The sequence below is a fragment of the Clostridium pasteurianum BC1 genome (assembly GCF_000389635.1).
In the GTDB taxonomy this organism is placed as follows: domain Bacteria; phylum Bacillota; class Clostridia; order Clostridiales; family Clostridiaceae; genus Clostridium_I; species Clostridium_I pasteurianum_A.
Genome location: NC_021182.1, coordinates 621,872 through 640,735 on the forward strand (window position 1 = coordinate 621,872; position 18,864 = coordinate 640,735).

The 18,864-nt window shown below is 28.8% G+C and carries 19 protein-coding genes; 13 read left to right on the plus strand and 6 right to left on the minus strand.

All coding sequences use genetic code 11. The annotated features are described in order from the left end of the window. Positions 1–7: 7 nt before the first annotated feature. Positions 8–1,234: an acetylornithine/succinylornithine family transaminase gene (locus tag CLOPA_RS02935; RefSeq protein ID WP_015613989.1), complete on the minus strand. Its 1,227-nt coding sequence runs from the start codon at positions 1,232–1,234 to the stop codon at positions 8–10. A 454-nt stretch (positions 1,235–1,688) separates the two neighbouring features. On the opposite strand from CLOPA_RS02935, the gene CLOPA_RS02940 reads away from it, so the two are divergent. From CLOPA_RS02940 to CLOPA_RS02955, 4 genes are all read left to right on the plus strand, one after another. Then, positions 1,689–2,129, plus strand: a complete 441-nt coding sequence (locus CLOPA_RS02940) for a MarR family winged helix-turn-helix transcriptional regulator (protein WP_015613990.1) — start codon at positions 1,689–1,691, stop codon at positions 2,127–2,129. 13 nt (positions 2,130–2,142) lie between these two features. Then, positions 2,143–2,961: an arsenite methyltransferase gene (arsM, locus tag CLOPA_RS02945; RefSeq protein ID WP_015613991.1), complete on the plus strand. Its 819-nt coding sequence runs from the start codon at positions 2,143–2,145 to the stop codon at positions 2,959–2,961. 198 nt (positions 2,962–3,159) lie between these two features. Further along, positions 3,160–3,663 (plus strand): GNAT family N-acetyltransferase, encoded by a 504-nt coding sequence (locus CLOPA_RS02950; RefSeq protein ID WP_015613992.1) that lies wholly within the window; start codon positions 3,160–3,162, stop codon positions 3,661–3,663. Positions 3,664–4,678: 1,015 nt separating this feature from the next. After that, the gene (locus CLOPA_RS02955) at positions 4,679–4,924 is read left to right on the plus strand and encodes an Lrp/AsnC ligand binding domain-containing protein (protein ID WP_278246042.1); all 246 of its coding nucleotides are present in this window, start codon (positions 4,679–4,681) and stop codon (positions 4,922–4,924) included. A 66-nt stretch (positions 4,925–4,990) separates the two neighbouring features. Here the strand turns inward: CLOPA_RS02955 and CLOPA_RS02960 are convergent, their stop codons facing one another. Beyond that, positions 4,991–5,785 carry an amidohydrolase family protein gene (locus CLOPA_RS02960; protein ID WP_015613993.1) on the minus strand — a complete coding sequence of 265 codons (795 nt, stop codon included), beginning with the start codon at positions 5,783–5,785 and terminating at the stop codon, positions 4,991–4,993. A gap of 152 nt (positions 5,786–5,937) precedes the next feature. Here CLOPA_RS02960 and CLOPA_RS02965 point away from each other — a divergent pair, with 152 nt between their 5' ends. Further along, positions 5,938–6,285: a winged helix-turn-helix transcriptional regulator gene (locus CLOPA_RS02965; protein ID WP_015613994.1), complete on the plus strand. Its 348-nt coding sequence runs from the start codon at positions 5,938–5,940 to the stop codon at positions 6,283–6,285. Between the two features lie 153 nt (positions 6,286–6,438). On the opposite strand, the gene CLOPA_RS02970 is transcribed toward CLOPA_RS02965, so the two are convergent. Then, positions 6,439–7,215 (minus strand): CPBP family intramembrane glutamic endopeptidase, encoded by a 777-nt coding sequence (locus CLOPA_RS02970; RefSeq protein WP_015613995.1) that lies wholly within the window; start codon positions 7,213–7,215, stop codon positions 6,439–6,441. Positions 7,216–7,408: 193 nt separating this feature from the next. On the opposite strand from CLOPA_RS02970, the gene CLOPA_RS02975 reads away from it, so the two are divergent. The 7 genes from CLOPA_RS02975 (at position 7,409) to CLOPA_RS03005 (ending at position 14,244) form a co-directional block, all read left to right on the plus strand. Continuing rightward, entirely contained in the window at positions 7,409–8,149 is a 741-nt protein-coding gene (locus tag CLOPA_RS02975; protein WP_015613996.1) for a LytR/AlgR family response regulator transcription factor, read from the plus strand. Then, positions 8,137–9,471 (plus strand): sensor histidine kinase, encoded by a 1,335-nt coding sequence (locus CLOPA_RS02980; protein WP_015613997.1) that lies wholly within the window; start codon positions 8,137–8,139, stop codon positions 9,469–9,471. The genes CLOPA_RS02975 and CLOPA_RS02980 overlap by 13 nt, the downstream gene beginning before the upstream one ends. A 169-nt stretch (positions 9,472–9,640) precedes the next feature. Continuing rightward, positions 9,641–10,327 carry an ABC transporter ATP-binding protein gene (locus CLOPA_RS02985; protein ID WP_015613998.1) on the plus strand — a complete coding sequence of 229 codons (687 nt, stop codon included), beginning with the start codon at positions 9,641–9,643 and terminating at the stop codon, positions 10,325–10,327. 28 nt (positions 10,328–10,355) lie between these two features. Then, positions 10,356–11,180, plus strand: a complete 825-nt coding sequence (locus CLOPA_RS02990) for a hypothetical protein (protein WP_041710736.1) — start codon at positions 10,356–10,358, stop codon at positions 11,178–11,180. A 1-nt stretch (position 11,181) separates the two neighbouring features. Then, positions 11,182–12,462, plus strand: coding sequence for an ABC transporter permease (locus tag CLOPA_RS02995; RefSeq protein ID WP_015613999.1), 1,281 nt, complete (start codon positions 11,182–11,184; stop codon positions 12,460–12,462). Between the two features lie 18 nt (positions 12,463–12,480). Continuing rightward, entirely contained in the window at positions 12,481–13,161 is a 681-nt protein-coding gene (locus tag CLOPA_RS03000; RefSeq protein WP_015614000.1) for a Yip1 family protein, read from the plus strand. A gap of 726 nt (positions 13,162–13,887) precedes the next feature. After that, positions 13,888–14,244: a hypothetical protein gene (locus CLOPA_RS03005; protein ID WP_015614001.1), complete on the plus strand. Its 357-nt coding sequence runs from the start codon at positions 13,888–13,890 to the stop codon at positions 14,242–14,244. 35 nt (positions 14,245–14,279) lie between these two features. Here the strand turns inward: CLOPA_RS03005 and CLOPA_RS03010 are convergent, their stop codons facing one another. Beyond that, positions 14,280–14,777, minus strand: coding sequence for a GNAT family N-acetyltransferase (locus CLOPA_RS03010; RefSeq protein ID WP_015614002.1), 498 nt, complete (start codon positions 14,775–14,777; stop codon positions 14,280–14,282). Between the two features lie 275 nt (positions 14,778–15,052). Between CLOPA_RS03010 and CLOPA_RS03015 the strand changes: the two genes are divergently transcribed. After that, entirely contained in the window at positions 15,053–16,519 is a 1,467-nt protein-coding gene (locus CLOPA_RS03015) for a hypothetical protein (protein ID WP_015614003.1), read from the plus strand. Between the two features lie 201 nt (positions 16,520–16,720). On the opposite strand, the gene CLOPA_RS03020 is transcribed toward CLOPA_RS03015, so the two are convergent. Further along, on the minus strand, positions 16,721–17,416 hold the full coding sequence (locus tag CLOPA_RS03020) for a response regulator transcription factor (RefSeq protein WP_015614004.1): 696 nt from the start codon (positions 17,414–17,416) through the stop codon (positions 16,721–16,723). A gap of 16 nt (positions 17,417–17,432) precedes the next feature. Continuing rightward, the gene (locus tag CLOPA_RS03025; protein ID WP_015614005.1) at positions 17,433–18,863 is read right to left on the minus strand and encodes a sensor histidine kinase; all 1,431 of its coding nucleotides are present in this window, start codon (positions 18,861–18,863) and stop codon (positions 17,433–17,435) included. Position 18,864 lies beyond the last annotated feature (1 nt).

An 18,864-nucleotide genomic window follows, 5' to 3' on the forward strand; every position in this document is an offset into this window, starting at 1 on the left:
AATACATTTAAAGAGTCATATCTAAAGCCTCAGTTAAAATATTAATCATATTATCAGTATCTTTTTCAGTTACTATTAAAGGAGGCATTAATCGAATAATTGAAGGTCTTGGTGAATTTAAAATCAAGCCTTCTTGCAAACATTTATCTACAATTTCAGTCCCTTTGTTACATGGAAGATCGAATGCAATGAGAAGTCCATTACCACGTATATTTTTCAATTTATACTTATGTTTTAGCTCATCTAATTTTTTTAATATATAATTTCCTTGTATTTCAGCATTAATGAATAGTTTTTTGTTAATAACTTCTTCTACCACAGCCATTCCTACAGCCATTCCTAAGGGTTGAGCTGAATAAGTTCCACCTTGATCACCCGGTTCAAATATATTTAACTTTTCTTTAGTTAATAATGCCGATAGTGGATAGCCTCCGCCTATACCTTTGGCAAGTGTCATTATGTCAGGTTCAATTCCGTAGTGTTCATAGGCAAATAATTTACCAGTTCTGCCGATGCCTGTTTGAACTTCATCAAAAATTAGTAGTATTCCACGTTCTTTGCATATATTGCTTATGGTTTCAATATAAACTTTGTCTGCTTTGTTAACGCCACCTTCTCCCTGAATAGGTTCCAGCATAATTGCACAGGTTTTTGAAGTTATAGATGCTTTTATTGCATCTATATCATTTAGTGGCACGTGTTTAAAGCCTGGAACTTTTGGTTCATATAAATCTTCCCAGATTTTTTTCCCTGTTGCAGACATTGTAGCAAGTGTTCTTCCATGAAAACTGTTAATCATAGTAATTATTTCATAGGCACCGTTAAGAAATTTTTCACCATATTTTCTCGCAAGCTTAATAGCACCTTCGTTTGCTTCAGAACCACTATTGGAAAAAAATACTCTGTCAAAGCAGGAATTATCAGTAAGCAGTTTTGCAAATTGAAGCATGGGTTTATTATAAAAAGAAGGACTGGCATTTATTAGTGTTTTAGCCTGTTTTATAATAGCATCATTAATAATATCAGGACAATGTCCAAGACAATTCACAGCCCAGCCCCCTACAAAGTCAAGATAACATTTTCCTTCAGTGTCTAATAGGTACATACCTTTTCCATGTTCCATCACGATGTTTGGACGATTTGTAGTAAACAATATTGAATTTTTATTTTCGCTTATAAGATTATCAGTATAATTTATGTTTATTTGTTTCATAAATATATCAACACCTTTCATCAATGAATTTTATTTAGTGGGAGTTTCTACTCCTGTTGAGTTTAGATGAATTATCTAGGGATGTGCTGCTGTTATTGGATAAATTTATAATACACTATATGCATTATTATACAATTAAATTTATAAATATACAATAAATTATTTTAAATTTTAATTTAAATTGATTCATGGGATAAAATTATCTTAAACAAGTTGAAATTAAAATTGTAGATTTAATTAATGACAGGTAGTAGTGGTATAGAAGTAATTTGAATAGAATAGATATTTTATAATGAATATAATTTATTGCAGCTTATATATTTAAAAATTGTTGTAATTTTATACATAACTAATATAAGTATTTATGCATAAATATTAGTGATTATCTAATGAATAGAAAAAATCCATTAGATAAATCAAGAAAATAATTGCAATATGCAACAGTTTTGTATTACAATGAAATTGAGGTGATTAAATGGAAAGTCAGGAAAGTAGTTATTTGCGTGAACTGATCAGAGTATTGGTAAGAAACCTGGGAATATTGGAGAAAGGGGATGCAACCTGCTGTAGTGTAACAATTTCACAATGTCATGCTATTGTGGAGATTGGAAGAGCACAAGAAATTTCTTTAAATGAGCTTGCTGAAATATTAACCTTAGATAAAAGTACAATGAGCAGAACCATAAATAATCTTGTAGAAAATGCTTTAGTAGTTAGAAAATTACATCCAGAAGATAGACGGTATGTAACCATAAAGCTAACTGATGAAGGAATAAAGATATTTAAAAATATTGAAGAAGGAATGAAACAGTATTTTAATGCTATTTTCAATTCTATTCCAGAAGATAAAAGGGATCAAGTGCTTGATAGCTTAAAGCTTTTAATCAAAGCTGTAAGTGAAAATAAATGTTGCTAGGGGGAATTTAATTATGAAAAATAATATTAAGGGACAAGTTAAAGCCTATTACGGAGGTATAGCTAAAAAAGTGAATGCTGAAACTAAAGTTACTTGTGGGTGTGGAAGCTCATGTTGTGGAGATGATACTGCAATCAACTCAAATCTGTATACAAAAGATTATATAGAAGGATTGCCAGAGGAAGCTATTAATGCGTCACTAGGATGTGCAAACCCTATTGTACTTGCAAATCCTCAAAAGGGAGAAGTGGTATTGGATTTAGGAAGTGGTGGTGGAATAGATGTATTTATTTCATCAAAGTATGTAGGTGAAAGTGGAAAAGTATACGGTCTTGATATGACAGATGAAATGCTTGAGCTGGCAAATAAAAATAAAGATAAAATGGAAGTGAAGAATGTAGAGTTTATTAAAGGATATATTGAAGACATTCCTCTTAAAAATGAAAGTGTAGATGTTATTACATCAAATTGTGTAATAAATCTTTGTGAGAGTAAAGAAGATGCATTAAAAGAGGCATATAGAGTATTAAAAAATGGCGGAAGGCTAGCAATAGCTGATGTTATAGTTCTTAAAGATATTCCTGAGAATATAAAGAAAAGTGTTGAAATGTGGGTTGGATGCATTGCTGGTGCTTTGGAAGTTAATGAGTATAAAAAAATACTTGAAAATGTTGGATTTAAAGATATTGAAATTACTCCAGTTAATATATACACCAAAGAAATAATAGAGGATATTGCCACACAGAAGAACTTAGGAGATGTATATAGTAAGATAGATTCAGAACTTCTTGATAGAGCTTTTGCAGGAGCTCATGTTAAGGCATTTAAATAGAATTCTTAGTACTATGATACTTAGAAATCGTCGTCCTTTAGGAAAAATCGTTATTTATGATGGACGTAGCCGTTCTTTACTCCCACTTTACGAAAAGCAGAGAACAAAAATCTTTGATTTTGTGTGAATCGCTTTCACAGAGTGGGATGAGAGTATTAGAGTGGGTAGTCATCGTATAAGTAGTTGGGGGAGAAAAAGATGGATTATAAAATTGATGAAATGAAGGAATCGGATTGGGAGCAAGTAGCAAAGATATATCTACAGGGCATTAATACAGGTAAAGCAACATTTCAGACAGAAGTACCAACCTTTGAAAATTGGAATAATGGGCATATTGCTTCCTGTAGATTAGTAGCACGTTCAGTAGAAAATAATATATTGGGTTGGGCTGCATTAAGTCCAACATCAAGTCGATGTGTCTATGCAGGGGTTGCAGAAGTCAGTATATATATTGGAGAAAATTATAGAGGATTAGGAATAGGAAAAAATCTTTTTAATAGCTTGATTAAAAGATCAGAAGAAGAGGGATTCTGGACATTGCAATCAGGTATTATAAGAGAAAACACTGCAAGCATAGAGCTGCATAAGAAATGTGGATTTAAGCAGATTGGCATAAGAGAAAAAATTGCCAAAATGAGTAATGGTGTGTGGCATGATGTTGCATTTATGGAGCGTAGAAGTAATAAAGTGGGAATAAACTAATTATTTAGTATCAATAAATGAATCTTACTTAGTGGAAGTTTGAGCTTCTGCTAAGTTTAGATGAATTATCTGGTGATGTGATGAAAAAAATTATTAAAAATAGTTGACAAATATAAACGTTTACATTATCATAAAAGCATGAAGAAGATATAAAAAAACTTCTTCTAGCAACCCTAACTCATAAAGTAAAGGTAACAAAGAATTGCAAAGATTTAGTAATAAGGTTAAAAGCATTAACAGTAAAAAACTTATCAGGTATGGGAAAATGGATATTAAGTCAAAATATACTGTGTTATTTTGGATCATATAGGGAAATAGAAAATAGATAGTGAGTTATCAAAAGGTTCTATTGGTGAAGTATGATACAGAATGTGAAGTAGTATGATGACAATTTATTTATTTGAATATACCTTAAGTAAACAAAAGTGGATATTGTTAAATATTTGAAGATGTAAACTGTAAGAAGATTACTGAAAATGCCATGAACGTTTGATTTAAGAGAATGTTCAGAAAAACTAAAAACATTTAGTAGTATTAATTTATAGAAAACGCAGAATACAGATACTGAGAATCTGATTTTGATGTGTACTATAAAATGATATTTACAAATGTTAAAAAAGAAGTAAATATAATTGTAAAGATATGTATATTGGCTAATTATTAATCAATATAGTATATTGAAGAAGGTTGTATTTAGAGAATTTCAAAAAAGTAGATTTTATAGTGTAATACACATTATAAAAATAACTAGAAAAAAGGGTGATGGATATTCAAATAGAATCGGATTGTTCCAATGAGTTAGGAGTTGCTTAACCACCAATTAGTTTATATTTAATATATAGCTAATTGGTGGTTTGATTTTTTGCGTTGAAAATTAGTGGTTTAACATTGGAGATAAAGGCACTCTATTATAAACATATAGTTTTAAGATATAATTATCTATTAGGATTTATTTATTGAAAAATTTACTACGAGAATATCTTTAAAGGCAATTGGTAGAAATACTATACTATTTATTGAATTAAGTTCTTTAAAAGTATCTCCGGAAGTATTTGAGGATATGATTAAAGAAGATCAAGATATTTTAGAGTGCCATAGAGTAACTGGACATATTAATTATTTTATTAAAGCTGCTGTAAATAATATGGACAGTATGAGTTTACTTATAGATAGGTTATTGCCCTATGGTAATGTTAACACATCCGTAGTACTTAAATCTCCTGTACCCTATCGTCATATTGTTCCTGATACAGAAGATTAGTAATTTTATTTTTTAGAAATTATATATAAATAAGCTGTAGTGATATTTCATAAGGACTATAATATATTATAATTTTAATAATTTTAGTATATTTCCACCTAGTACTTGTTCTGATACTTTTCTATCTGGACTAATCATTTCAATCATTTTTCTAAACAGTTGAGGATTGCCATAAGGAGCATCTGAGCTAAATAGTGTACGTTCAGGTAATTCTTTAATTGCTATTGTAGGGGCTAAAATTGTATACATAGCTGATAAATCTAAATAAATATTATTATTTTCTTTAGCAAATTTTATTACATCAATCCAGTGTATACCTCCCATATGCCCTAGTATTAATGGAACTTTGGGATATTTTTTAGCTAGTTGTATAAGTTCTTTAATATCATCAAAATTTAAAGGATAAAAAGTATGAACCCATATTGGTAAATGTCCTAGCTCGTTTGAAGCTTGAAAAATTATTTCTAAATATTTTACTTGACCAGATGTTGGTGAAAATTCTCCTAAACCATAAAAATTGTTTTTAACTATATTATTATTTATCCAATCGGCTGTTTTATTATAGTTTAAAGATAATGGTACCAGTCCAAAACCTATAAATTTTGATGGATTTCTATCTATAACTTCTTTTAATATTGCTGTAGTGCTCTTAATGTTTTTAATTCTTTCATTTAATGAAACACTACTTGCTAATATATTGTTTAATATAAATAATTCTTTTTCTAATGATTTCAAATCATTAGCTTTTTCAGGATGTGGTGTTGTAGAAAACAATATAGTTTTATCTACTCCAGCTTCCTCCATTATTAATATTTGTTTTTCTGTTGGTAATATTACATGAGCATGACTATCAATTATCATTTAAAACATCCTTTCCTTATTTAGTCATCTTTTCTATTCTTTTTGAAAGCATAACACTAAGAATAATACATTTAAAGTACGCACAAATTTGAAATGTAGTGTAGTAAATGATACTATAAAGTTAACACTTAAAAATTTTAAGGAGAATTAAAATGTCAAAATCAAAAAAATTAACAACAGAATGTCCTATGGATATAACTATAAATATATTAAGTGGTAAATGGAAAATATCAATTCTTTGGCATTTAATAAGAGGAGTCGTTAGATTTAACGAATTGCAAAGATTATTACACGGTATTTCTCAGAAGACACTAACACTTCAATTAAGAGAATTAGAAAGAGATGGAATAATTTATAGAAAAGTTTATCCAGAAAGTCCACCAAAGGTTGAATATGGACTTAGTGAGCTGGGTGAAAGTATAAAACCTATTTTAAATTTAATGTGTGAATGGGGAAAAGGTTACAAAAAATTTCAAACTAAATTTAATAACCCAATATAGCAGTTATATAAGGCTGTTAAACTTCTGAACCTATCAATAGAGCAGTAGTTAATTAAAGTTAAGATATCTATTTAATTCAATTCTTTATGGTTCGACCTATTTGAAGATTGTGCAATAATGAAACAAATGATTATAATCAAACCCTTCATGTTATCAATTAATGCTGCTGTCATTTTTTATAGAAAAACTTCCCCACATACTTACACCTATAGCCATAATGGTTGAATAAACTACAAATATCAAATACGGCACAATACTACCATGCCTTATCAAAAAAAGATTGAAAAATAGATTTTCTATAAAATGCCATAAAGAGACTGGAATAACATTGCCTTCTGACTTTTTAGTGACCCAGTAATACCCAAAACTATCTGCAATATACCCAAGTAAAAATAATATCAATGGTGCTGACATAGTTCCTAACCAAAAGAAATGATAATGCCACAATGCCCAAATGATCCCAACAAGTATAGGTGTTGCTATGTGACCATAACGTTTATCTAATTTCTCTTGCAAAAACCCTCTCCATCCAATTTCTTCTGCAAACAATGCCCACATAATTACTATCAGTTTCTTTGCAGTAATACCTGTTATAAATGGAGTATCATGGACAAAGATGAACGAAGTTAACTTTGTGATAGTTACTACAGTTACCGGCAGTATTACCGCTAATACTATGTAATGTATTTTTATATTGTAAAAATAACACTTTTTTAAAAATACCCGTATTCTTACACTGCCACCCAAGATTGCAGTTACAATTAATGCTGCAAGTGTTGGTGTCATTGCTTCAATTCCATATAAAATAAAATTCAGCGTTCCAGCTTGAAAAATGCTGAAATTTTTTACTAATAAAACACATATTAACGGCAAGCCAAACGCAAAAATCAAAAATAGGGCAATATATTTTTTAATATTTTTATTACTCATATTGGTATCCTCCCATTAAACTAATATAAATAATTTTGCTTCACCATATCTTACAAGTCTGCATTAATTTACATACTAATTATACATTCTATTTTAACTAAAAGAAGTTGAAAGTTGCAATATTTTCTATATTTTTCTATAATAATGATTAAAAAGCAGATTGTAGCTTAAATACTTGTCCATGAGGTGAAAAATGCTTAGTATCATAATTTGTGAAGATAATAAAATTCAACTAAAACAAATTCAAAATATTATAGAAGAAGAATTAGTAAATTTAAAAATAGATATTTTTGTTGAGTTATCAACAGATAATCCTGGAGATGTAATTGATTATGTATATAAAAATAAAGAAAGAAGCTTTATTTATTTTTTAGATGTAGATTTAAATACTGATATAAACGGCATAGAGCTTGCAAAAAATATTAGAGAGTATGATTTAAGAGGATATATTGTATTTATAACATCCCATATAGAATTTTCGTTTTTGACATTTAAGTATAAGGTACAAGCATTTGATTATATTCTAAAGGTAGATAATAGTATTCTTAAAGAAAATATATTTAAATGTTTATTAGAAATTCAAAATAATTATAAAAAGCTTAATGCTGATAAAAGAAAAGCTATGCCAATAAAAATAGGCAGTAAAATTACTAATTTCAATATGGATGAAATATTATTTTTTGAGACAACAGAAATTGACCATAAGCTTAGGATGCATACTGAAAAAGGTGTTTTTGAATTTTATGGTAAATTAAAAGATATAGAAGCTCAGGTGCCAACGGACTATTATAAAAGTCATAGATCTTATTTAGTAAACACAAGTAAAATTAGAGCAATAGATAAAAAAGATCTTATTATATATATGATAAATGATGATATTTGTCTTGTTTCAAAACGTTATTTAAAAGGATTGATCAGTATATGTATTCTATAATTAGTAATATATTATATGTGCTTATTGTAACTTTAAACATTGCAGTAATTATAAATAATATCACAATGTCAAAATTAGCTTGGAAGCATACTTTGGGGCTGATTGTTGTAAATTTTATTCTAATTTATTTGCTATCTATATATCACAAAGATATATTTTCAGTGCCTTTTTCAACAATTACAACAATTATATATTTATATACAATTTTTAAGAAAATAGCTTATTCAATACTAATTTCTGTTTCGACACAGATAATATTTGCTTTAAGTGATGCTTTTGCTGGAATAATATTTATGTTTATTTTTAGACTTGATTATTCTGAGATTACAAACAATAAGATTATATACTTGGGTATTGCATTTACCATTCTTCTATTAGCTATTATTTTAAGCAAACTTCTAAATTTATTTTTTAAAAGGTCAAAGTATGCTGTTTTCATAGAAACCAAGGGCAAAAATCTAATACTTCCAGTGCTGTGTGTGATAATATCATTGATTTCCATATATTCTTTTTTACTTATGGTTAAGGGAGTACTTAAGACTTATAATAAATTAGTTGCTATAATGAACTTTTCTATCATTTGTATTTTTACTTTATTATTGATTGTAATTACATATTTGATCAATAATAATTATAAGGAAAGATTGGATAAAGAATATAAAGATAAAGAGCTATTAAGACTTAATGAATATACTGCCATGATTGAAAATCAGTCTAATGATTTAAGAAAATTTAAACATGACTATGCCAATATAATTAAAATTATAGGATATTACATTGATTTAGGTGACATAAATAAGCTTAAAGCTTTTTACAAAGAGGAATTATTTCCTCAAAGTGAAAAAATCATAACTAAAAATATGTCTTTTACAAAACTTCAGAATATAAAAATAAATCCCTTGAAGGCATTTATATCATCTAAGGTTAATATTGCTGAGAAAAGAAATATACGGGTTAATATTGAAATTGAGGAGGATGTAACTGAGATATCTATAGGGCTAATAGATTTATGTAGAATTATTGGTGTATTTTTTGACAATGCAATTGAAGCGGCAGAATTATGTCAGGAGAAATTTATTGATTTTGTAGTGATAAAGGAAGAGAATAATGTGGTCTTTATAATAAGTAATTCCTGTTTGGAGAGTACTCCACCAGTTCATGGTTTATATAAAAAGGACTTTTCAACTAAAGGAAATAACAGGGGTATTGGTTTAAAGTCTGTTATGAATATTATACATAAAAATTATAGTAATGTATTTCTTAATACTACTATTGAAAACAGCGTTTTTAAACAGGAATTTATTATTTACAGATCTAAATAAGTGGGTAACCATCACAATAAAACTTTTTACGATAAATAATTCGTGTCTTACGACATGGATATTTACATTTATAAATACCTAATCTAACATATGGGTATGTACCAAATATTAGATTATAATGCTAAAGATGTATATACAAAACTTATATTGAATTGAAGTGGAGGTAAATATGTCAATAATTCAGGCTAACAATGTAACAAAGGATTTTTATTTAAATAAAATAAAAGTCAATATATTAAAAGGTATAAGCATAAGCATAGAAGAAGGTGAATTTGCAGTTATTATAGGAGAATCCGGCTCAGGTAAGTCAACTTTTTTAAATATACTGGCAGGACTTATGCCTCCAACAATGGGAGATGTAAATATCTGCAATGAAAATATATCTAAGTTTAATGAAAATCAATTGGCTTTATTCAGAAGAAAGCATTTAGGTTTTGTATTTCAAGCTTATAATTTGCTGCCTCAATTTACAGCTCTAGAAAATGTTGCATTTCCACTTGTGTTTTTAGGGATATCAAAAAAAGAGAGGAAGGAAAGAGCAGCAGAAATGCTAAAAAAGGTCGGTCTTGAAGAGAGGATGAACCATAAACCAAGCGAGCTTTCAGGGGGTCAGCAGCAAAGAGTATCTATAGCAAGAGCACTGGTAAATAATTCAGCTGTTGTACTTGCCGATGAACCTACGGGGAATTTGGATAGTAAAACTGGTGTAGAAATTATAGAAATGCTAAAAGAACTAAACGAAAAGGAAAATAAAACCTTCGTAGTAGTAACTCATTCACAGCAGGTATGCAAATATGCAGATAAAATTATAAGAGTTAAAGATGGTCTTATTGTAGATGAAAACAATTATAATTAATTTTTATAAGGGGTTGGAGGTAATCTAAATGAAAAAAGTAATACTGTTAGCAATAATATTTTGTAGTTTATTAATTATCCCTTCATTTAATGTGAAAGCGGATTCTTCACAACTTTTATTTCAAAGAGTAGAAACAAAACCTGAAATTGTAGAGCCAGGTCAGCAATTCACAATCAACTTTTTCCTCAAAAATATATCAAGTGATAGTATAAGTGATATAAACATAAAGCTTGCCAGCATTGAGGGTAAAAATGCTTTAAGTGGATTTTCTCCAGTTAATTCTACCAATGAAGTTTATTGCAGTAAGATAAACAAGAATGATACAGCGGTTTTAAGTCTGGATATGATTGCAGATGCTCAGTTAAAGACTGGAACTTATAATATTGTAATCAATATAAGTTATAAATATAATGATGCAGTTGTTCAGGATAGTAAGATCATAGGTATAGTAATAGATAACAAAGCCAATCTTAATATAACTTCAGTGGATTCCAGTGATAAAAGTGATGCTGAAAAAGATTTAAAAGTAGCTTTTGTAAATGCTAGTAAAGGTATTTTAGATCAGGTTATGGTAAAGGTTACTTCAAATGGAAGGGAGTTTTCACAGTATTATGGAAGCTTAGATCCTGGTGATAATGAAAACTATGAAGTAATACTGCCTTTCACAAAGGATATAAATGGGAAAATAGAAGTTTCTTATACAGATGAACTCAATAGAACTGGTGTAGTATCTAAGGATTTAAATATAAAAAAATCAGCTAGCAATAATGAGAAAATTTCCAGTAATAATAAAAAAAGTGGGATTTCATCTATAGGAGATTTTTTCAAGAGATTATTTGGATTAGGTGATTAACATGAAACTTAGTGATTTACTAGAAATAATATGGAGTAATATGTGGCGTAGAAGGGCTAGAACCATACTTACAATGATAGGAGTAGTAATAGGAAGTATAGCTATATTTGTTATTGTGTCCATAGGTAACGGCTTTCAATCCTATGTATCAAACCAATTTTCTTCTTTTGGAGATGCAAATGTAATAACGGTACTACCTTATAACTCCTATGGGCAGCAGACAACTACCAATAATATAAAAAAGAAAAAATTAGTACTTAATGATAAGTCCTTAAATGAGCTAAAAAAGCTGCCAAATGTAAAATATTGTGTACCTATAATAAATATACAGGGAAGTATAAAATACAAGAAAAATGAACTGCAATCAAACTTTATGGGAATGGAAATGAAGGAATACTCAAAAGACCATAAATTATTTGCAGGAAGATTTCCATCAGATGGCAGTGAAGAATGTGTCATAGGTTATAAGCTAGCTAAGTATATTTTAGGTGGCAATAATTCTGATAATATTACTGATAATCAAATAAAGGATCTTCTCAGGAAAAAAGTTCAGATTGTGGTTTCCAGAGTATCAGACACTGGAGAACAGGAAAATAAAGAATACAGTTTTAAAATAAGTGGAATTTCTTTAGAAAGCACAAGTGATGATTTTATGGTAAAAATACCTTTGAAATCTGTGAAAACCTTAAATGATTGGATAATGGAAGGTAAAGGACAAAATAGCTTAACTTACGGACAAATAAATGTAGTAGTGGATGATGTAAAAAATATAAGTCAAATAGAAAAGAGCATAAATAGTTTGGGATATACTGCATCTTCTCTTAAGGAAATTTTAGATGCTACAAATACAACTTTAAATGGTGTAAAGCTGGTTATAGGGGCCTTAGGTGCAATTTCCCTTTTAGTATCAGCCTTTGGTATAGCCAATACCATGAATATGTCCATATATGAAAGAAAAAAAGAGATAGGAGTTATGAAGGTAATAGGTGCAGGGCTGTTTGATATAAAAAAGATATTTATAGGTGAAGCCAGTGCCATAGGTTTTATAGGGGGATTGGCAGGTATCATTATAGGGTTTATAATCAATTTTATTATAAATGCAGCACTAAGAGGATACTTGTCTAGCGGCAGTTCAGGTGGAAATGTAAAAATAGCTACTGCCAGTGTAGGCTTAGTATTGTTTGTACTATTATTTTCGTTGTTTATAGGTTTTTTATCAGGTATTTATCCAGCTTCAAAAGCTGCAAAGCTTAATGTTATAAAATCAATCAAAGATGAATAATTAAAGGAGGTATTTTCTATGGAAGATACAAATAATGTGGAACAGATGACTTTTGGTGAAAAAGTGAAGAATTTTTTTATCCATCCAACTAAGGTTTTTGCTCAGTACCAGGAGAAACCGACCTATATCATTAGATTATTAATAATATGTATAGTAAGTGCTATATATTCTACAGTACAATTTGCCATGTCTAAGCCTTATATGGAAAAATATATAAATAATATAACAAAGGGCATGGATCCACAGCAGGCAGATATAGTAAAGAAAACAATGGGAATTTTTTCTTCCACTCCAGTGGTAGTTATAGAGGCAATAATAGGAATTATAATAACAATATTTATAGCTTCTCTTGTATACATGCTATTTATAAAGATGTTTAAAGGTAAAATAAAATATGGTCAGGTTGTATCAACTTATACTACTGCTTATATGGCTGTAGTTGTAGGGCTTATTATAAAAACTATATATATGTTAATAAGCAAAAAACCACTGAATATTTCAGTTCAAACAAATCCCACTCTTTTAAATACAATAACAGCATCCTATGACATTTTCAGTATATGGGAAATGGTGTTAATGGCATTGGGGATCTCTACAGTAGCTAAAATCTCTAAAAAGAAGGGTGCAATTATAGTAATTATTATGTTTATAATATTAATACTTATAACAATTGGATCTTTTATGTTGAGGAAAAAATAATTTCCTAGATGGAAAATATTTTATCCGATGACTACCATCCGTAATACTCCCATCTTCTATCAAAGTGGGAGATAACGGCTGCTACGTCCCTGGATAACGATTTCTAAGTTTCAGCTGGAGAAAAAAACTCCACCTGAAACAAAGAACTCTGTTTATTAGAATTGTTGGAAAAAATGCAAGTGGTAGATTCGATGTAAAAGTGAACTCAAGTAGTAATAATATCAATGAATCTTACTCAGTGGGAGTTTGTATCCCCACTGAGTTTAGATGAATTATCCAGGGACGTGCCGGTGTTATCTCTACCTTTAGAAGGTGGAGTGTTACAGCGGCTAGTCATCGGATAAATATTTCGCATATAGATATGTGGTAACACATATGTGTGTTTTTTAATTGATAATTGCTATAAAATAAAGTATGCATTAGGAAAGTTGTAATTGAAGAATTTAAAACTTATAACATTAATTTTTGTAATAGTGTATGCCGTTATTTTAGCAGTTATCATTTTTTTACCTTATGGGATACTTCTAATACAATTCTTGGCATTATTTTTATTGGAATTTCTTAAATTATATTTTTTTATTCACATGTTAATTCTTAAGAAAATCGTAAGAATTAATTTCGTAATTTTTAATAGTAATAATATAAAATAAAATTGTAATCCAGTATAGGAAACAGATGGAGCTAATTACAAAAATATTATTATTTTCAGAATGGGGGAGATAATTAATGAAAATTAATAAGGCAATAGCTGTGGCGTTTATTATATGTATATTTGGCATCTTTATAATAAGTTGTTCTCCTTTAGCGTCCATAAAAAATAATATTACATCTAAAGAAAGCAGCAAATCACAAGTAGTTTTTGAGGTTAAGGCAAGTAACAAAGTTAATTTTACATATGATTCTTCGGTTATAGAAGGTACTTTAAAATTACAATTGATTGATGGAGATGGAAAAGTTATAGAGAATTTTCAAACTAATAAAAAAGGTTTAGAACAAGTATCATTAGAAAAAGCAGGGGAATATACGCTTTTGGCAGCTTATGATAATTTTATAGGTAATTATAAAATAAGTGTAAACAGATAATCCACTTTTATTTCAAATAAAAGTAGATTATCCTATTATAAAAGAATTTTACCCATATAATATTCATCAACATATTTTCCATCAACTATTAGTGATTTTTCTTTTAATCCTTCAATTTTAAAGCCTATTTTTTTATACAAGCCTATGGCAGCTTTATTGTTAGTCATTACCGTCAGTTCTAATCTTATAATGTGATTTTCCAGGGCCCATTTTTCCAAGGCTTCAAATAATTTTAGTCCAATTTTTCTACCTCTGTAATCCTTTAATATGCCTATAACTATATAGACACTATGTTCTATTCTTTTGGCAAAACCTCTTTCTGCTGATAAAAAGCCCACTACATTTTTAGTATCTTCAGCTACTAGTATTAATGACCTTGAAATATTTATGTTTTTTATATTGGTCTTTATTTCATTTATAGTTGTTTTTCTTTCCTCTGGTTCAAACATCATATATTTTGTTTCAGTGTCTAGCTGTTTTAACATATTTAAAAATTTTTCTGAATCTTTTATTTGAATTTTTCGTATGATCATTTTTTACCTCTACATTTAGTTATAATATCAATTTAAGTCAAAAGTATTTGTTGCTACTTATTTCGTTTTTATGCTAAAATTATACATAAAAATGAAATATTGTTTAATATTATTACAGCATAGATTGATAGATCGCACAAGGCTGAAGTAAATAAGCTTTAATAATTTTGTAAGAGTTCTGATAGAAAATCTTAAAGCTTACATAGTAAAATTACTATAATAATCCAAATAGAGAGAATCGTATAATATATAAATAACAGAATGGAGCAATTTTTATGGCAAAAGTAATGGAAAAAATTAAGTATATTAAAAGTAATTATCTTATTGAAATTATAGTATTAATTATCATAACAATTATATTAACAAATACATTGTTTGTTTCTCCAATAGTAGGCAAGGTTGATAACGGAGATTTTGAAAGACTTATGAGGTATGGGGGATTAAACAATATAAATAATGAATATAAGAAAATTTATGATGGCTTCTTACATACTAAATATTTGGTGGCAAATCCAGTCCTATTTGCGCCTGTTTATATAAACTGGGTTTCAGGGGCCATATTATTAAAGGCAGCAGTACTTCTTTGTTTAACAGTAAATAATTTTAATAATAATGTTTTTGATATAAGATATTTTGCTTTTATATATTGTGTAATGTTTTTAATAGGAGTATTTTTTATAGTAAGTTTTAAGAAATTTAGTCCTATATTGAAGATAGTGGCAGGGACTTTCATTATTATGTTTTTTACTAGTGCCTGTTATATATCCTATTTTAATTCATTCTTTGGAGAAGCGGGAACAATTGTGTTCTTTTTTCTCAATATAGGTACATATTTATACCTTATAACTAGAGAAGATGTAAGTACAAGACATTTTGTATATTTCTTTATAGCATCAGGTAGTTTTTTGAGTGCTAAATCACAGAATGTACCATTGCTTATATTTATGTTAATTATATATGCTGGACTATATGTTAATTATAAACAAAAGAAATTTAGAAAAAATATTATTATAGGTACACTTATAGTAATTTTAGTTTGTGGCATTTCATATTTTTCCTTAACAGATACAATGAACGAAAATAATATATATCAATCGGTTTTCTTAGGGGTACTTCGAGGTTCTGAAAATCCTGAAAAAGACTTACAGGAATTAGGTGTGGATAAAAAGTTTATGGTGTTTTATGGACATTCCTTTTATAATAGAAAAGATGGACATGATCCTATGGGAAAAGAAATGTTAGAAGAATTTTATCCTAAGGTATCCTTTACAAAAATTTCAGGATTCTATATTAAACATCCAGATAGGCTATGGCAGAAAATTGTAGATTCTGCTGACAATGCCTATGATTTTTCAGGTATAACTAAAAGTAATTTTATAAAGGGCCAGTATGATCCAAATAAGAAAGTGAATAATTTTAGACTTAAGCTTATAAAAAAATTTCCAAAGCTTCATCATAATATTTTTGTATTCATTGCCTTTTCAAGTATTTATCTGGGGGTGCTGATATTCTATTTTGTAAGAGAAAAAAGTACACGACTTTTAGATTTAATGCTTTTATTTATCCTTGTTTCGGGGGCTTCTCAATTAGTGCTGCCAGTTATAGGCTCTGGTCATGGTGATTTTGGAAAACATTTATTTTTATTGAACTTGTCTTATGATGTTATGGTAGGAATTGCGGCGTTATGGGTTGTACATATTATATCTGTAGTTGTGATAAAAATTAAGCAGAATTTATCATGATTAATGAAAAATGATAAATTGTTATACATTTTTATTAGTAGAAAAGAGATTGAATCCACCAAGAACCTTGCGAATAAAGTATCATATAAGAATTAAATCAAATGAAATTAACAATAGGGCTTCACTTTATAGATGAAACCCTCGTGATGAAAAATTAAGCTAATAATACTTTTTATTCAATATAGACAAGCATAAGAGTCTTTAAATTCTAAGTCTATATCCAGCACCCCATACTGTTTCTATATACTGAGGGTCAGAAGGAGAAGGTTCTATTTTTTCTCTGACTCTTCTTATATGAACTGTAACAGTGGCGTTGTCCCCCATGGAATCAAGACCCCATATTTCCTCGAAAAGATCTTCTCTGCTGAAGACTTTATTGGGGTTTCTTGCCATATATAAAAGAAGGTCAAATTCCTTTTGAGCTAAGGTTACCTCTGTACCATTTATGAATACCTGCCTTGAATCCTTAAATATTTCAAGACCTCTTATTACTATTTTATTCACTTTTACATTTACATTGAATTTGTTTTTTATTCTCTCATAGTTTGCAATATGAGATTTAACTCTTGCTACTAGCTCACCAGGATTAAAGGGCTTTGTAATGTAATCATCTGCTCCCAGAGTAAGACCTTTAATTTTATCAATTTCTTCTTTCTTTGCAGAAACTAAAAGTACGGGGATATCTTTTTCCTTTTCTATGCTTCGCAAAATACTGTAACCATCCATTTTTGGAAGCATCAAATCAAGAATTAACAGGTCAAAATTATCTGACTTTAAAGTATTGAGGCCCTCAATGCCGTCTTTACATATGGTAACCTGAAAATCGTTAATTTCTAAATAGTCCTTTTGAAGTTCTGCTATACTTAAATCATCTTCAATTATTAAAATTTTTCTCATATCATAGGTTGCTCCTTTACATTTTCACGAGGGATATCAGTATACTGGTTCCATCACTTCCGTGAGAAATTGCCCATATCCTTCCATTATGTCCTTCCACAATCTGTTTTGCTATGGCAAGACCAAGACCACTGCCTTTAGCATTACTTCTTGCAGAATCGGATCTGTAAAATCTATCAAATATTTTATTTGTATTCTCCTGTTCAATTCCAGATCCATTATCTCTTAACTCTATTATAATGCTTAAATTGTTTTCTCTAATAAATATAGTTATTTCACCATTATCTTTATCCATGTATTTTCTTGAATTATCTAGAATATTAAGAATAACCCGTCTAAACCGTTCTCTGTCTATCATAAAATATTTTGATAGCGTAAGATTATTTTCTACTTTTATATCTATATTGAATTGCTTTAATATAGCATAGCTTTCTTCAACGCAGTAGCTGAAATATTCACCAATATCTGTCTTTTCAAAATTAAAAGGTATTTGACCTAAATCCAGCTTAGAATACAAAAGTAAATCGTTAATCATAGCATCTATTTGTTTTGTCTTTATATTTATTATTTTAAGATAATGTTCCAACTTTTCAGGACTGTTTGCTACTCCGTCTAAAATACCATGTACATAGCCTTCAATAGAGGTGAGAGGAGTTTTTAAATCGTGAGAAATACTGGATACCAGCATTTTTCTGTTGTCATCATATTTTGTTTTCATATATATGGAATCCCTTAGTTTTATACGCATTTCCTCAAAATCACTGCACAGTTCACGTATCTCTGTGTCACCACTTTCTACTATTTCCGAATCCAATTTACCAATTTTTATCTGTGCAGTAGCTTCTTTTAAAAGAGATATAGGAATTAATATTTTTCTTGAAAATATGTAGGATACAGCAATGCTAACTATTACATAAGATGCAAAGAATACAATCAAAATTGATAAGATTAATTTTTTAAAAATATCAGATTCTTTTCCAATAGGAATTAGAAATACTACGCTTCCAGTACTATTATCTTTAAATTCTATGGAAAAGGAACTGAGGGAATAATAAGTATTATTTATAAATAGTGGTCTCTTAGACTTATTTTTAGTCTGTTCCAGGGAATTAGCTATATCAATATTGTTCATATCTTCAGAGAGATACAAAACAGTACCTTCTTTAGTTATTATAATTTTACCTTCTGTAATTGATAATTTACTTTCTAAATAATTTTTAAAATCTTCGTCTTCAATACTTTTATTATCAGATTTAGCTATGTCCTTAGTTATATTTAAAAGCTCTGAATTTATAAAGGTAGCTTTCTTAAAACTATTATAATTTATGTTACTTCCTAAAAATTCTGAAGAGACAAATATAAATATAAAGGCAATTATGACAGTAATTATCAGAGGAATTATTATAGTTAAAGTGTTGTAAATAATTAGACGTCTTTTAATATCCATT

Coding starts and splice junctions, on each gene's coding strand:
- CLOPA_RS02995 (WP_015613999.1), top strand. CDS start 11,182: ATGAAACTTAGTGATTTACTAGAAATAATATGGAGTAATATGTGGCGT.
- CLOPA_RS02970 (WP_015613995.1), bottom strand. CDS start 7,215: ATGAGTAATAAAAATATTAAAAAATATATTGCCCTATTTTTGATTTTT.
- CLOPA_RS02975 (WP_015613996.1), top strand. CDS start 7,409: ATGCTTAGTATCATAATTTGTGAAGATAATAAAATTCAACTAAAACAA.
- CLOPA_RS03010 (WP_015614002.1), bottom strand. CDS start 14,777: ATGATCATACGAAAAATTCAAATAAAAGATTCAGAAAAATTTTTAAAT.
- CLOPA_RS03005 (WP_015614001.1), top strand. CDS start 13,888: ATGAAAATTAATAAGGCAATAGCTGTGGCGTTTATTATATGTATATTT.
- CLOPA_RS03015 (WP_015614003.1), top strand. CDS start 15,053: ATGGCAAAAGTAATGGAAAAAATTAAGTATATTAAAAGTAATTATCTT.
- CLOPA_RS02965 (WP_015613994.1), top strand. CDS start 5,938: ATGTCAAAATCAAAAAAATTAACAACAGAATGTCCTATGGATATAACT.
- CLOPA_RS02990 (WP_041710736.1), top strand. CDS start 10,356: ATGAAAAAAGTAATACTGTTAGCAATAATATTTTGTAGTTTATTAATT.
- arsM (WP_015613991.1), top strand. CDS start 2,143: ATGAAAAATAATATTAAGGGACAAGTTAAAGCCTATTACGGAGGTATA.
- CLOPA_RS02985 (WP_015613998.1), top strand. CDS start 9,641: ATGTCAATAATTCAGGCTAACAATGTAACAAAGGATTTTTATTTAAAT.
- CLOPA_RS03025 (WP_015614005.1), bottom strand. CDS start 18,863: ATGGATATTAAAAGACGTCTAATTATTTACAACACTTTAACTATAATA.
- CLOPA_RS03020 (WP_015614004.1), bottom strand. CDS start 17,416: ATGAGAAAAATTTTAATAATTGAAGATGATTTAAGTATAGCAGAACTT.
- CLOPA_RS02940 (WP_015613990.1), top strand. CDS start 1,689: ATGGAAAGTCAGGAAAGTAGTTATTTGCGTGAACTGATCAGAGTATTG.
- CLOPA_RS02935 (WP_015613989.1), bottom strand. CDS start 1,234: ATGAAAGGTGTTGATATATTTATGAAACAAATAAACATAAATTATACT.
- CLOPA_RS02960 (WP_015613993.1), bottom strand. CDS start 5,785: ATGATAATTGATAGTCATGCTCATGTAATATTACCAACAGAAAAACAA.
- CLOPA_RS02980 (WP_015613997.1), top strand. CDS start 8,137: ATGTATTCTATAATTAGTAATATATTATATGTGCTTATTGTAACTTTA.
- CLOPA_RS02950 (WP_015613992.1), top strand. CDS start 3,160: ATGGATTATAAAATTGATGAAATGAAGGAATCGGATTGGGAGCAAGTA.
- CLOPA_RS03000 (WP_015614000.1), top strand. CDS start 12,481: ATGGAAGATACAAATAATGTGGAACAGATGACTTTTGGTGAAAAAGTG.